Genomic DNA, 13791 nt, shown 5'->3' with positions numbered 1-13791 from the left:
TGTCCTGTGTGAACCCTTGGACGAGCCGCTAGACGAGAACGACATACCTAACGGTTCCCTCACAAAGCACCCAGGCACCCTCGACAGACCAATGTGAGAGGGGTCACCCTGTCACTCATCCACGCGGGGAGGCATGGATGGGCAGGAGCCGCAGAACAATTCCGGAGGAGCTTCTGCTGCTCGCTCTGGACCCGACCACGGGTACCACAGCGCAGCCGCAGTCGCTCGACCTCGGCCTGGCCGGGGCACAGCTAGTGGAGCTGGCTCTGGCAGGACGGATAGCCCCTGACGGGGATCGTATCGCCGTGGTGATGCCACGGCCGACAGGAGATCCGACTCTGGACTCCGCACTGGAACTGCTGCGCCGTCGTGGCAGTCCGGTTCGGGCGGTCCACTGGATCGGCGGGCCCCGGTTGGGACTTCGCCAGATCTACCTCGCTCATCTGGAGCGGTGCGGCATGGTTCATGCCGTGGCGGGCCAGATGTGCGGAGTGCTGCCGACGACTCGCTACCAGGCGACGGACACGGCGATCAGCCGGGACATCAAAGCCCGGCTGGACAGTGCGATCCGCACCGGCGTACCGCCGGACCCGCGGACCGCGGCGCTCGCCGCACTGGCCCACGCGGTCGGTCTCGGCAAGCACCTGTACCCCGGGAACGAGGGGCGCTCGTCGCGCTCCCGGCTCCGGGACCTGATCAGACACGACCCGATGGGCGGCCTCGTGGCGCATGCCGTGATGGACGTCCAGAACGGCGTGGCCGTCCAGCCGCGCCGCAATCAGCAGACGGCGGGCGTGCCGTTGCAGCCGCAAGCGCAAGCACGGCGCGGCAGCATGGCGCACACCTCCGCCCACTGACAGCACGACCGCGCGGACACTTGCGCGGAGCACCGAATACCGCCGCACCGACGTCCCCATGACCCGGTTCGGGAGCCGCACCAGGCGCGGGGCAGCCGGATCCACCGGCTGCCCCGTGCTCCTGCGTGCGGTGATTGCGTGTGGTCATTTCCCAGCGCGCCCGGGGGCTCGGGTGGCAATCTGCTGAGCAGCAGATACGCACAGCTACAAGAGCTGCATAGCCGGAGGTGCCGTTTCCGTGCCGACCAACGTCAATCCCACCGTCAGGCGACGCCGGTTGGGCCAGGAATTGCGCCGCCTCCGTGAGATCAAGGGCATGACGGCCGAGGAGGTGGCCGAGCGGCTGCTGGTCTCGCAGTCGAAGATCAGCCGCCTGGAGAACGGCCGCCGCTCCATCAGCCAGCGCGACGTACGCGATCTCTGCGGGGTGTACGAGGTCGAGGACCACCGCATCGTCGACTCCCTGATGCAGATGGCGAAGGACTCCCGCCAGCAGGGCTGGTGGCACGCCTTCGGCGACATCCCGTACAGCGTGTACATCGGGCTGGAGACCGATGCCGAATCCCTCCGGGTGTACGAACCCCAGGTCATCCCCGGGTTGCTGCAGACCCGGAGTTACGCGGAGGCACTGATCAACGGCGCACTGCCGGAGGCACCACCGTCCGACATCGAGAAGCGGGTGAACGTCCGCGCCCGTCGCCAGGACCGCGTCAACGCCCCCGAGCATCCCCTGCGTCTGTGGGCCGTCATCGACGAGTCAGCCCTGCGCCGGCTCGTGGGCGGCAGGCAGGTCATGCTCGAACAGCTCGAGCACCTCATCGGACAGTCCCAGCTGCCTCATGTGACCGTGCAGGTGCTGCCCTTCGACATGGGGGCGCATCCCGGCATCAACGGCCAGTACGCCATTCTGGAGTTCCCGGACGCCGCGGACTCCAGCGTCGTGTACATCGAGGGGGTCACCAGCGACCTCTACCTGGAGAAGGCGAACGACGTGCAGCGCTACAGCGTCATGTACGAGCACCTGCGGGCACAGGCGCTGAACGTGGACCAGACCCGCCAGTTCATCAGTGACATCGCCAAGGGTTACACCCGCTGAGAGCCTCCGGTGAGGTGAGGGCGAGAAGATACACCGCCCTCACCTCACAGCGGAAGACCTGCATGGGATATGCCATCCGGTCGAGTGAACGGCGCTCCTACCAAGGGATGTTGGCGGGTAGCGTCGATCACGCCAACAGGAACGAAGTTGGTGCCACTTACATCAACTCTCTGAACCGGAGTGAACATGGCCATTCTTCAGGGTGCTACGGAAAACTGGACGAAGTCGTCGTACTCCGGCGGCAACGGGGCGTGCGTCGAGGTGAAGTCGCCCGTCGCGCAGGCCATCGCCGTGCGCGACTCGAAGGCCCCCGAAGGCCCCTCGCTCTCCTTCGTCTCCGGAGCGTGGAACACCTTCGTGCACGACATCGCGTCGGGTTCGGTCAACGCCTGACCGACTCTTCGGCTCGCGCGCCGCACCGGTCACCGCGTACGACCGCCAGGGGCCCTCTCGACCGGTTCGCCGTCCTGGCCGAGGGGGCTCGGCCCGTCATCGCACCCGGCGCCGCCGACCGGCGTACTTCACACCCCAGAACCTCAGCAGCCGACACCGGCAGCGCGCCCGGCTCCATCAGCGCGTGGGCATCACGTCGTGCAGCCTTCCCCTTTCCCCGGCCGCACGGGACCCGCATCCCGTGCGGTCGTTCTGCGTTCTCTGGCGTTCCCGCCTTGCGTCGATCTCTGCACAGCCTGACGAAGTGCCCGCTCATCGTGTGGCCGCGCTCACGTTCACGACAACGCCCGGCAAGGTCAAGAAAGAGTAAAATCGTTCGCCTTGCTGATCTGCGTTCACATCTCTGATCGAGAAAAGCTTGACCGTGGACCCGGACAGGCGGTTCAATCCCCAAGTCCCGTTCCCGCACGGGGCCCCGCTGAACGGCCGTACCGACGAAGTGCGTTCCCGTTCACAAGGCGGACCCCTGGAGGGGGCACATGAACAGTCTCGACTGGGCCGTGCTCATCGGCTACTTCGGTGTGATGGTCGCGATCGGACTCTGGTCGCACAAGCGCGTGGACGACGTCAGCGACTTCTTCACGGCCGGCGGCAAGATGCCGTGGTGGCTGTCGGGCATCTCGCACCACATGTCCGGTTACAGCGCGGTGATGTTCACCGGTTACGCGGGTATCGCATACCAGTACGGCGTCACGTCCTTCGTGACCTGGTCGCTGCCGATCGCGATCGGCATCGGCATCGGCGCGAAGCTCTTCGCACCCCGGCTCAACCGGCTGCGCTCGCGGCTGCACGTCGCCTCACCGCTGGAGTACCTGAAGAACCGCTACAACGTCCCGACCCAGCAGGCCCTGGCCTGGTCCGGTCTGCTGCTGAAGATCGTCGACGTCGGTGCCAAGTGGGCCGCCATCGCCACGCTGCTCTCCGTCTTCACGGGCATCACCCTCACCCAGGGCATCTTCATCACCGGCGTCATCACGGCCGTCTACTGCACGGTCGGCGGGCTGTGGGCCGACGCGCTCACCGAGCTGGGGCAGTTCATCATCCAGCTCTTCGCCGGTGTGGCCATGCTGGTGATCGTCATGAGCAAGCTCGGCGGATTCAGCTCGCTGTGGACGGTCTGGGACAAGCTGCCCGAGGGCCACACGGAGCCGACGGCCGGTCCGTACACCGTGACCTTCCTCCTGGCGTACCTCTTCATCAAGACCTTCGAGTACAACGGCGGCATGTGGAACCAGGCCCAGCGCTACATGGCCACGGACTCCGCACGCTCCGCGACCCGTTCGGCCTATCTGTCCGCCGTTCTGTGGCTGGTCTGGCCGGTCGTGCTCTTCTTCCCGATGTGGGTGGCCCCACTGCTCGTCGAGGCCAGGAAACCGGACGCCTCGGACAGCTACGCCCTGATGACCGAGCAGCTGCTGCCGCACGGGCTGCTGGGCCTGGTCGTCGTCGGCTTCTTCTCGCACACGATGGCCATGTGCTCCTCCGACGCGAACGCCATCTCCGCGGTCTTCACCCGGGACATCGCGCCGGTCTTCTCGAAGGCGGCCCGGACCTGGAGCAACCGCAGCGGGCTCCTGGCCGCGCGGCTGTCCACGCTCGCCTTCCTCGGCCTGTCCATGGCACTGGCGACCCAGATCAACTCACCGACGTTCAAGGACATCATCTCGGTCGTCATCAAGTGGGTGGCCGGCCTGATGGGCCCGATCGCCATCCCCTTCATGCTGGGCCTGCTGCGCAGGTTCCGCCGGTCCGGCCCGACGGCGGCGCTCACCAGCTGGGCAGCGGGGCTGCTCGCCTTCTTCTTCACCAACTACAACCTCGACGGTTCGGTGAAGACGGACGTCGCCCTGCAGTACCAGGTGGCCCTCCCGCTGGCGATCTCCCTCGTGCTCTACATCGTCATCGGGTTCGTCAAGCCCGAGGACACCCCGGAGCGCGACGCCCTGATCGAGAAGATCAACACGGACGACGGGGGCCACGGCGCAGCCGCGGCGGCAGCCGTGCCCGCGCAGAAGCCCGGCCCGGAGAACACGGGAGTTCCTGAGCGCAGGCCGTGAAGGCCTGACCGCCCCACAGGCGGGGGCACATGAACGGTGGGCGGGCGCGGCGGCGTCCGCCCACCTCTGCTGATGAAACGAGAGCTCTTCCGAAGCACTTCCGGGTCCCCGCCGCTCAGTCCCGCGGATAGCGGGCCAGCCAGCCCGGGGCGGCGGCGGCCGGACTGTGCAGGGCGGGCCCCTGGGTCATCTCCATCGCGAAGTCGTCGGAGAGTTCCAGGAGGGTCGGGCGTCCCTCCAGTTCCGCCAGCCAGGCCGGCGGCAGGGCCGTCTCGCCGTGCAGCGCTCCGAGGAGGGCTCCGCAGACGGCCCCCGTGGCCGCGGACGGCCCGGAGTGGTTCACGGCGAGACGCAGCCCGTGCCGTACGTCCTCACCCACCAGCGCGCAGTACAACGCCACGGCGAGGACCTCCTCCGCGGAGTCGGTGTCACCGAGCGCCTCGATGAGGGCGGGCCCGGGGATGCCCTGGCGTACGGAACCGAGGGCCTGCCGGAGAGCATCGGTGACCTGCTCGTGGTCCGGGCGTTCGGCGAGCAGTGCGAGCGCGTGCTGTACCGAGCCGTCCAGGGTCTCCCCGCGGGCCAGTCCGTGCACGATGACGGCGAGTGCTCCGGCCGCGAGCTGGGCGGTGGTGTGGCCGTGGGTGTGGGCGGCGCATTCGACGGCCAGCTGGAGGACGAGCTGGGGCTCCCAGCCCACGAGCAGCCCGAAGGGCGCGGAGCGGGTGAGCGCCGCCGAATCCCGCGCGGCGGGGTTCTTGGGCGCGGCGAGCGTGCCCATCGTGGCGTCACCGAAGCCGATGAGGCACTCCCGGCTGGGGGCGCGACGGGTGTACAGCCACTCCTCCATGGCCAGCCAGCCGTTGTCCTTGCGGCGCTCGTCGGGCCCCCAGGCGCTCTGGGTGGCCGCCCAGCGCAGGTGGGCGCGGTGCACGTCGGTGGGCGGGTGCCAAGCGCCGGTGTCACGACGGACCTGGGCCCGGATCAGCCCGTCGACGGTGAAGAGCGTGAGCTGGGTGACGGCGGTGACGGCGCCCCTCCTGCCGTGCACGGGCACGAAGTCGGCCACCCCGTCCACGCCGTGGGCGGCGCGTATGGCCTCCAGGGTGAGCTCCGAGACGCCCGCCCCGAGCGCGTCCCCGAGGGCGCCGCCGAGCAGCGATCCCCGTACCCGGCCGCGGAAGTCCTGCTGCTGGGCACGGCCCCAGACCGTTGTGGTCCCTGTGCTCACCGTGCCCCTCCCGTCCGGCCTGCCGTCAGCGGCTGCGCAAGCACTGTAATCGAACGGGAAGAGCCGTCTCAGGGACGGAACAGTATGTACGGACTGGTACGCGAGAGCACTTGTGCGCGGCATTCCTCATGATTTCCGGCCTGTACTCCCGGCCACTGTTTCCGGCCCGTGCTCCCGCGGCCGGGAGTGCGCCCGGCCGCGGGAGAGGGAGATCAGCCGAACATGCCGGGCCGGTAGTCACCCGCCGGCTGCTGAACGATCACATTCAGACGGTTGTACGCGTTGATGACGGCGATCAGAGCCACCAGAGCGACGAGCTGGTCCTCGTCGTAGTGCTCGGCGGCGTTCGCCCACACGTCGTCCGGGACCCCGCCGGCGGCGTCGGCGATGCGGGTGCCCTGCTCCGTCAGCTCCAGGGCGGCACGCTCGGCGTCGGTGAAGACGGTGGCCTCGCGCCACGCCGCGATCAGGTTGAGCCGCAGCGCGGTCTCGCCCGCTTCCGTGGCCTCCTTGGTGTGCATGTCGGTGCAGAACCCGCACCCGTTGATCTGGCTGGCGCGGATCTTGACCAGCTCCTGCGTCGCGGCGGGCAGGCCCGAATCGGTGACCACCTTCCCGGCGGAGTTGATGTGCCTCAGGAAGGTGGCGGAGGCCTTGTTGCCGAAGAGGTCGAGACGAGCGTTCATGATCAGCTCCTGAGTTGTCGCCGTTGCTTACACCCCCTCGACGGACCGGCCCCGGCAGGATGTGACATGGCTCCATGTGACCTGGATCTCCCGCAGGTGTCATCCCTTGCGCTTCCCGCTCCCGGCCTCGGAACCGCACCGTGGCGCAGGACCGGCTGCAGCGACGGCGGTGACGGCGTCCGCCCGGGCGGCTCGCGTGGACTTCACGGCCGGGCGCCGCCCCCCTCCTCGTCCGGGTCCCGGACTTCACGCGCCAGGCGGGAGCGTCGGATAGTCCGTGTAACCCGTCGCCCCGCCCACGTACATCAGGTACGCGTCCCGGACCTGGTTCACCGGAGCACCCGTGCGCATGCGGCGGACCAGGTCCGGGTTGGCGAGGAAGGGGCGGCCGAGCGCGATCACGTCGGCCCCGGCGGCCAGCAGCCGCTCGGCGTGGGCCATGCCCCCGTCGTCCGGGATGCGGTCCTTCGGCAGCACGGGGTTGGCGATCAGCGTGCCGGGCCAGTCCTTCCGGATGCGCTGGAAGACGGGGTCCTCCGGGTCGGCGTACCCCACGTGCAGATAGGCCAGGCCACTCTCCGCCAGGGCTCCGAGCAGCGCGGGGTAGATCTCCTCCGTGTCACCCTCCTCGATGCCGTTGACCGTGTTCCCCGGAGAGACGCGCAGGCCGACCCGCTCGGGGCCGATCTCCGCCGCCACGGCCTCGACCACCTCCACGGCGAAGCGGATGCGGTGGGCCACGGGTCCGCCGTACGCATCGGTCCGCCGGTTGGTCCCCCGGGCCAGGAACTGGTGGAGCAGATAGCCGTTGGCACCGTGCACCTCGACTCCCTCGAAGCCCGCGTCGATCGCGTTGCGGGCAGCGGAGGCGAAGTCCGCCAGGGTGGACGCGATGTCCTCGCCGGTCATCTCGCGGGGTACGACCGAAGGCACGCGCCCGGCCGGGGTGTGGATCGTCTCCGGCAGCGCGACCGGTGAGGGGGCGACCGGCGTCAGCCCGCTGGTGCCGGGGTGCCCGGCGCGCCCGCCGTGCTGGATCTGGAGGAACATACGCCCGCCCTCCGCACGGACCGCGTCGGTGACCCGGCGCCATCCGGCGACATGGGCAGGGCTGTGGATGGCCGTGATGTTCGGGTACGTCTGCCCCACCGCGTCCGGCGTGGACGCCTCCGCGATGATCAGCCCCGCCGAGGCGCGCTGGGCGTAGTAGGTGGCCATGAGCGGGGTCGGTACGCCTTCGGGCGTGGCACGGTTCCGGGTCAGCGGTGCCATCACGAGACGGTGGGGGAGGGTGAGGGGCCCGAGTGCGACGGCCTCGAAGAGCTTCGCGGAGGAAGCGGCTGCGTTCGTCATGCCGAAATGGTAAGGATTGACACCTATGTCAGATTCAAGTCCGGAAGGCGAGGAACTCCATGCGGATCGGCGAGCTGGCCCGGCGTACGGGCGTGAGCGAGCGCTCCTTGCGCTACTACGAGACCCAGGGCCTGCTGGCGGCGGACCGTACACCCGGCGGGCATCGTGACTACCCCGAGGGTGCGGTCGACCGCGTGATCCGCATCCAGGAGTTCTACGCGGCAGGGCTGTGCAGCTCGAAGATCGCCGAGCTGCTGCCCTGCGTACGGGACGCGGACGGCGGCCCCTCCGAGACCGCCACCCCGCGCCTGGTCAGCGACCTCGCAGCGGAGCGCGACCGCATCGACCGGAAGATCGACGAGCTGCGCCGTTCCCGGGAGGTGCTGGACGACGTGATCACCGCGGCTGCGGGCGGGACCGTGAGCGGCGGCTGAGCCTCGCACCGTCCGGCCCGGCCGTTCGCGTCCCCTGCGCCCGTGCCGGCCGCCGGACCCGCCGGACTCGCCGGACTCGCCGGAGAAACACGACACGAGCTGTCGGGTTTCGCGTCGAGCATGGTTCCACCGGCCGTCTTCGATGACCTGCGTGGGCCGGGTCGTACAGGCAGATCAGGACCTCGAGGGGATTCATGTCCGACACGTCAACCACTTCGGTACCGGCACTCCGCGGAAAGATCGCGCTGGTCGCGGGCGCCACCCGGGGCGCCGGCCGCGGCATCGCGGTCCAGCTCGGCGCGGCCGGTGCGACCGTCTACGTCACCGGCCGCACCACACGGGAGCAGCGCTCGGAGTACGACAGGCCTGAGACGATCGAGGAGACCGCGGAACTCGTCACCGCCGCGGGCGGTACCGGCATCGCGGTACCGGCCGACCACCTGGTGCCCGAGCAGGTCCGTGCGCTGGCCGAGCGCATCGACGCCGAGCAGGGGCGGCTCGACGTGCTCGTCAACGACATCTGGGGCGGCGAAAGGCTGTTCGCGTTCGGCGAGCCGGTCTGGGAACACGACCTCGACGACGGACTGCGGCTGCTCCGGCTGGGCGTGGAGACGCACGCGATCACCAGCCATTTCGTGCTGCCCCTGCTGGTGCGGAGGCCGGGCGGGCTCGTGGTCGAGATGACCGACGGGACAGCCGCGTACAACGGAGCGAACTACCGCAACTCCTACTTCTACGACCTGGTCAAGAACAGCGTGCTGCGCATGGCGTTCGTGCTCGCCCACGAGCTGGAACCGCACGGCGGGACGGCGGTGGCGCTCACCCCCGGCTGGCTGCGCTCGGAGATGATGCTCGACGCCTTCGGCGTGGCCGAGGAGAGCTGGCGCGACGCGCTGAGCGAGGTACCGCACTTCTGCATCTCGGAGAGCCCGGCCTACGTCGGCCGCGCGGTCGCCGCCCTGGCCGGTGACGCCGGCCTCTCCCGCTGGAACGGCCGGTCGCTGTCCAGCGGACAGCTCGCGCAGGAGTACGGCTTCACCGACCTCGACGGTTCCCGCCCCGACTGCTGGCGCTACTTGACCGAGGTCGCCGACCGGGGCGAGCCGGCCGACGCGACGGGATACCGGTGACGAGCCCCTCGTGCCGGCCGGAAGCTCAGCCCTCCAGCACCGGCAGCAGTTCCGGCAGGTGCCCGTCCGACGCCGCCGCGGCCCTGACGCGCTCCTCCGGGACCTCGCCGTACAACGTCGTACGCGGCTTCGCCGGCCGGCCCGCCAGGCCGGCGATGGCCACGAGGTCCTGGATCGAGCGGTACGAGCCGTAACTCGATCCCGCCATACGGGAGATGGTCTCCTCCATCAGGGTCCCGCCGAGGTCGTTCGCGCCCGAGCGCAGCATCTCGGCGGCCCCCTCCGCACCGAGCTTCACCCAACTGGTCTGGATGTTGGTGATGTGCGGGTGGAGCAGGAGGCGGGCCATCGCGGTGACGGCCCGGTTGTCGCGGTCGGTGGGACCCGGGCGGGCGATGCCCGCCAGGTAGACCGGGGCGTTGGTGTGGATGAACGGCAGCGTCACGAACTCCGTGAAGCCGCCGGTCTCCTGCTGGAGGCGGGCCAGCGTCCGGAAGTGGCCGAGCCAGTGGCGGGGCTGGTCCACATGGCCGTACATCATCGTGGACGAGGAGCGCAGGCCCGTCTCGTGCGCCGTCCTGACGACCTCCAGCCAGTCGGCCGTCGGCAGCTTGCCCTTGGTGAGGATCCAGCGGACCTCGTCGTCGAGGATCTCCGCCGCCGTGCCGGGGATCGAGCCGAGGCCGGCCTCCTTCGCGGCCGTCAGCCAGTCCCGGACGGACATGCCGGTGCGGGTCGCGCCGTTGACGACCTCCATCGGTGAGAAGGCGTGGACGTGCATGCCGGGTACGCGTTCCCTGACCGCCCGCGCGATGTCGAAGTACGCGGTGCCGGGCAGGTCCGGGTGGATGCCGCCCTGCATGCAGACCTCGACCGCGCCGACGTCCCATGCCTGCGCCGCGCGGTCGGCGACCTGGTCCAGGGAGAGGGTGTAGGCGTCGGCGTCCGTACGCCGCTGGGCGAAGGCGCAGAAGCGGCAGCCGGTGTAGCAGACGTTGGTGAAGTTGATGTTCCTGGTGACGATGTAGGTGACGTCGTCGCCGACCACGTCACGGCGCAGGGTGTCCGCGATCCGGCACAGTTCGTCCAGCGCCGGCCCGTCCGCGTGGAGCAGGGCGAGGGCCTGGTCGTCGGTGAGCTTCGTGGGATCGTCGGCGGCCTGGCCCAGGGCCTGGCGTACGTCGGTGTCGATGCGGGACGGGACCATGCCGGGGGCGGCGGCCTCCCGCAGGGCTTCCCAGTCGCCGTACACCTCGTCGAAGTCGTCGCGGCGGTCGCCGGTGCGGCCCTCGGTGTCGATGGTGCGGTGCAGGTCGGTACGGCCGGACGAGCCGAACCCCTCGTCGGGCTCCTGCCAGGGCAGCCCGGCCGGGATCGCGCCCTCCCTCGCGAGGCCCGTCTCCGGGTCGGCGAGGGCACGCACGTGCGGCAGGAGGCGGGGGTCGAGCCAGGGCTCGCCGCGCTGGATGAACTCCGGGTAGATGGTGAGGCGTTCGCGCAGCTCGAATCCGGACTCCGCGGTTCTGGCGGCCAGTTCCTCGATGTGCGGCCAGGGGCGCTCCGGGTTCACATGGTCCGGGGTGAGGGGCGAGACACCGCCCCAGTCGTCGATGCCCGCGCCGATCAGCAGGGCGTACTCGGCGTCGACGAGATTCGGCGGGGCCTGGATGCGCGCCGAGGGACCCAGGACGTGGCGGGCGACGGCGATGGCCGCGGCCAGCTCCTCCAGCTCCGCGTCCGGCATCCCGCGCATCGCGGTGTCCGGCTTGGCGCGGAAGTTCTGGACGATGACCTCCTGGATGCCGTGATAGGCGCGGGCCGTCCTGCGCAGCTCGAAGAGGGAGTCGGCACGCTCCTCGTACGACTCGCCGATCCCGATCAGGATGCCGGTGGTGAACGGCACGTTGGACCGGCCGGCGTCCTCCAGCACGCGCAGCCGGACGGCCGGCTCCTTGTCCGGGGACCCGTGGTGCGGGCCCCCCTTCTCCGCCCACAGCCGGGTCGCCGTCGTCTCCAGCATCATGCCCATGGACGGCGCGACGGGCTTCAGCCGCTGCAGGTCCGTCCACGTCATCACACCGGGGTTCAGGTGCGGCAGCAGCCCCGTCTCCTCCAGCACCCGCACCGCCATGGCCCGCACATACGCCAGGGTGTCGTCGTAGCCCTCCGCCTCCAGCCACTCCCGCGCCTCGGGCCAGCGGTCCTCGGGCCGGTCGCCGAGCGTGAACAGGGCTTCCTTGCAGCCCGCTTCGGCGCCCTTCCGGGCGATGTCGAGGACCTCGTCCGGTGACAGGAACATTCCGTGGCCGGCCTTGCGGAGCTTTCCCGGCACGGTGACGAAGGTGCAGTAGTGACAGGTGTCGCGGCAGAGCCGGGTCAGCGGGATGAAGACCTTGCGGGAGTACGTGATCACCCCCGGCCGGCCCGCGGCCTCCAGCCCCGCGTTCCGCACGCGGGCGGCGGAGGCGGCGAGATCGGTCAGGTCGTCCCCTCGCGCCTGGAGCAGGACGGCGGCCTCGGCCGTGTCGAGGGCGACGCCGTCGCGAGCCCGCCGCAGGGCACGCCGCATGGCGTTGGTCGTGGGGCGCTGAGCATCGGTCATGAACCCGAGCATACGAGCGCGGCACTCCCTCAGGACCAGGGCCTCTGTCCGGCGTGACCGGTCGGGGACCGCCGGCACCCCGGCCGTCATGTCCGGCTCGTCCCTGCGGGGCCGTCGTCCGCGACGACCGCCTCCCGGGCCCCTGGACGGCCCGCTCGACGCCCCCCGCGCCGCGCCGCCCCGGGAAGGTGCGTGAAGTGCGCGCTTCCGCACAGGAGTGACACCTTGCCGGTTCCCCGCCCCCGGCACAGGCGCGAACCGGCGTACGTCCGTGCTCCGCGCGGCAGTCACCGCCGGGGCCCCGGCCGCCGGATGACGGCGGCCCCCGCCCGGCGCGTCGCCGGGCGGGGGCCGCCACATCTCCAGGGCCCGGCCTACTTGCCCAGGACCGCCTTCATCACGTTGCGTGCGATCGGCGCGCCCAGGCCGCCACCCGAGATGTCGGAGCGGGAGATGTCCATCGCTGTCGGGTCGATGAAGACCGCCACCGCGACCGCCCGGCCGTCGGGGTTCTTGCCGTACGAGACGAACCAGCCGTACGGCACCTCCTTGGTGACGTCGTTGCCCCGCTGCGCCGTACCCGTCTTGCCGCCCACCGTCACCCCGTCGATCAGGGCGCGCTTCGCGCTGCCCTCCTTGGCGGTGAACTCCATCATTTCCTGGACCTTCTTCGCCGTCTCCTCGGAGACGGGCTCGCTCTTCACCTTCGGGCTGTGCTCCTCGATGGCGGTCAGGTCCGGCCCCTGCAGCTTGTCGACGATGTACGGCTGCATCAGCTTGCCGTTGTTGGCGAGGGCCGCCGTCACCATGGCCATCTGCATCGGGGTGCTGGTGAGGCTGCCCTGGCCCATGCCGGTGAGGGCGGTTCCCGGCTTGTCGAGCTCCTTCGGGTAGAGGCTCTTCGTGGCGAGCATGTCGCCGAACTCCTCGTCGTAGACGTCGGCGTTGAAGCCGAACTTCTCCGCCGTCTCCCGCATCCTGTCGACGCCCAGCTCGGCCGCGGCGTCGAGGAAGACGTTGTTGCAGGAGTGCTGCATGGCCGTCTTCAGCGACGCCTTGTTGCAGACCTTGTCGCCCGCCTCGCTGCCGATCTTGTTCGAGGACAGCGGCAGCGGATACGGGGAGACGGCGTCGGTCGGGGCGTTGACGTCCGTGATGACGCCGTGCTCCAGCGCGGCCGTCGCGGTGAGGATCTTGAAGGTGGAGCCGGGCGGGAAGGTCTCGCGCAGCGCGCGGTTGGCGAGCGGCTTGCCCTTGTCGTCGACCAGCGCCTGGAACCTGTCGCCCTCCTTGAAGGAGTTGCCGGCGAAGACCGAGGGGTCGTACGAGGGTGTCGAGACCAGGGCGAGGACCTTGCCGGTCGACGGCTCGAGGGCGACGACGGCCCCCCGCGCGTCGAGGTCGGTCAGGCCCTTGTAGGCAGCCGCCTGGGCCTTGGGGTCGATGGTCGTGACGACGTCACCGCCTCGCCGGGGCTCCCCGGTGAGGATGTCCTTGGCGTGCCGGAAGGCGAACCGCTCGTCCTCGCCGCTGAGGATGCTGTCGTACGTGTTCTCCAGGAGGGACATGCCCTGTGCCTGGGAGGCGTAGCCGGTGACGGGGGCGTACATCGGACCCTGCTTGAACGTGCGCTGGTACTTGAAGTCGGTCCCCTCGACCGCCTTCGACCCCGTGATCGCCTTGCCGCCCACGATGATGTCGCCGCGCGGGGTCGCGAACTGGGTGATCTTGACCCGGCGGTTGTGTTCGTGGGTGGCGAGCTCCTGGCTCGTGGCGTACTGGAGCCAATTGGCCCGTATCAGCAGGGCCAGCATCAGCAGCCCGCAGAAGATGGCTATGTGCCGCAACGGCCTGTTCATCCTGCTCCCGTTCCCAGGCAGCCGGGCACACAC

11 protein-coding genes are annotated in these 13791 nt (G+C 70.0%); 6 read left to right on the top strand and 5 right to left on the bottom strand.

Going from position 1 to position 13791, the window contains the following annotated elements; translation table 11 throughout:
* Window positions 1-137: 137 nt before the first annotated feature.
* From ACF1FZ_RS12580 to ACF1FZ_RS12565, 4 genes are all read left to right on the top strand, one after another.
* Window positions 138-857: a GPP34 family phosphoprotein gene (locus tag ACF1FZ_RS12580; RefSeq protein WP_391773352.1), complete on the top strand. Its 720-nt coding sequence runs from the start codon at window positions 138-140 to the stop codon at window positions 855-857.
* A 238-nt stretch (window positions 858-1095) separates the two neighbouring features.
* Window positions 1096-1953, top strand: a complete 858-nt coding sequence (locus ACF1FZ_RS12575) for a helix-turn-helix domain-containing protein (protein WP_391773351.1) — start codon at window positions 1096-1098, stop codon at window positions 1951-1953.
* A gap of 186 nt (window positions 1954-2139) precedes the next feature.
* Window positions 2140-2346: a DUF397 domain-containing protein gene (locus tag ACF1FZ_RS12570; RefSeq protein ID WP_391773350.1), complete on the top strand. Its 207-nt coding sequence runs from the start codon at window positions 2140-2142 to the stop codon at window positions 2344-2346.
* Between the two features lie 539 nt (window positions 2347-2885).
* Complete coding sequence (locus ACF1FZ_RS12565) at window positions 2886-4463, top strand: sodium:solute symporter family protein (protein WP_391773349.1); 1578 nt, start codon at window positions 2886-2888, stop codon at window positions 4461-4463.
* 115 nt (window positions 4464-4578) lie between these two features.
* Here the strand turns inward: ACF1FZ_RS12565 and ACF1FZ_RS12560 are convergent, their stop codons facing one another.
* From ACF1FZ_RS12560 to ACF1FZ_RS12550, 3 genes are all read right to left on the bottom strand, one after another.
* Window positions 4579-5694: an ADP-ribosylglycohydrolase family protein gene (locus tag ACF1FZ_RS12560; RefSeq protein WP_391773348.1), complete on the bottom strand. Its 1116-nt coding sequence runs from the start codon at window positions 5692-5694 to the stop codon at window positions 4579-4581.
* A 212-nt stretch (window positions 5695-5906) separates the two neighbouring features.
* Window positions 5907-6380, bottom strand: a complete 474-nt coding sequence (locus ACF1FZ_RS12555; RefSeq protein WP_391773347.1) for a carboxymuconolactone decarboxylase family protein — start codon at window positions 6378-6380, stop codon at window positions 5907-5909.
* Window positions 6381-6626: 246 nt separating this feature from the next.
* Window positions 6627-7733, bottom strand: a complete 1107-nt coding sequence (locus tag ACF1FZ_RS12550; protein ID WP_391773346.1) for an alkene reductase — start codon at window positions 7731-7733, stop codon at window positions 6627-6629.
* Window positions 7734-7792: 59 nt separating this feature from the next.
* On the opposite strand from ACF1FZ_RS12550, the gene ACF1FZ_RS12545 reads away from it, so the two are divergent.
* Together ACF1FZ_RS12545 and ACF1FZ_RS12540 are read left to right on the top strand one after the other, a co-directional pair.
* On the top strand, window positions 7793-8167 hold the full coding sequence (locus tag ACF1FZ_RS12545) for a MerR family transcriptional regulator (RefSeq protein ID WP_391773345.1): 375 nt from the start codon (window positions 7793-7795) through the stop codon (window positions 8165-8167).
* A 194-nt stretch (window positions 8168-8361) separates the two neighbouring features.
* A complete protein-coding gene (locus ACF1FZ_RS12540; RefSeq protein ID WP_391773344.1) occupies window positions 8362-9297 on the top strand; it encodes an SDR family oxidoreductase in 936 nt (311 codons plus the stop codon).
* Window positions 9298-9322: 25 nt separating this feature from the next.
* On the opposite strand, the gene ACF1FZ_RS12535 is transcribed toward ACF1FZ_RS12540, so the two are convergent.
* Window positions 9323-11899, bottom strand: a complete 2577-nt coding sequence (locus ACF1FZ_RS12535) for a bifunctional FO biosynthesis protein CofGH (protein WP_391773343.1) — start codon at window positions 11897-11899, stop codon at window positions 9323-9325.
* Between the two features lie 374 nt (window positions 11900-12273).
* The gene (locus ACF1FZ_RS12530; RefSeq protein ID WP_391773342.1) at window positions 12274-13758 is read right to left on the bottom strand and encodes a peptidoglycan D,D-transpeptidase FtsI family protein; all 1485 of its coding nucleotides are present in this window, start codon (window positions 13756-13758) and stop codon (window positions 12274-12276) included.
* Window positions 13759-13791: the final 33 nt, after the last annotated feature.

This window comes from Streptomyces sp. NPDC014623 (assembly GCF_043088245.1).
Taxonomy (GTDB): Bacteria; Actinomycetota; Actinomycetes; order Streptomycetales; family Streptomycetaceae; genus Streptomyces.
This window is presented reverse-complemented; position numbering and strand designations above follow the sequence as displayed.

Bases quoted from the DNA above. Each gene is read 5' to 3' on its own strand.
- ACF1FZ_RS12580 (WP_391773352.1), top strand. From the start codon at position 138: ATGGGCAGGAGCCGCAGAACAATTCCGGAGGAGCTTCTGCTGCTCGCT.
- ACF1FZ_RS12570 (WP_391773350.1), top strand. From the start codon at position 2,140: ATGGCCATTCTTCAGGGTGCTACGGAAAACTGGACGAAGTCGTCGTAC.
- ACF1FZ_RS12565 (WP_391773349.1), top strand. From the start codon at position 2,886: ATGAACAGTCTCGACTGGGCCGTGCTCATCGGCTACTTCGGTGTGATG.
- ACF1FZ_RS12555 (WP_391773347.1), bottom strand. From the start codon at position 6,380: ATGAACGCTCGTCTCGACCTCTTCGGCAACAAGGCCTCCGCCACCTTC.
- ACF1FZ_RS12550 (WP_391773346.1), bottom strand. From the start codon at position 7,733: ATGACGAACGCAGCCGCTTCCTCCGCGAAGCTCTTCGAGGCCGTCGCA.
- ACF1FZ_RS12545 (WP_391773345.1), top strand. From the start codon at position 7,793: ATGCGGATCGGCGAGCTGGCCCGGCGTACGGGCGTGAGCGAGCGCTCC.
- ACF1FZ_RS12540 (WP_391773344.1), top strand. From the start codon at position 8,362: ATGTCCGACACGTCAACCACTTCGGTACCGGCACTCCGCGGAAAGATC.
- ACF1FZ_RS12535 (WP_391773343.1), bottom strand. From the start codon at position 11,899: ATGACCGATGCTCAGCGCCCCACGACCAACGCCATGCGGCGTGCCCTG.
- ACF1FZ_RS12530 (WP_391773342.1), bottom strand. From the start codon at position 13,758: ATGAACAGGCCGTTGCGGCACATAGCCATCTTCTGCGGGCTGCTGATG.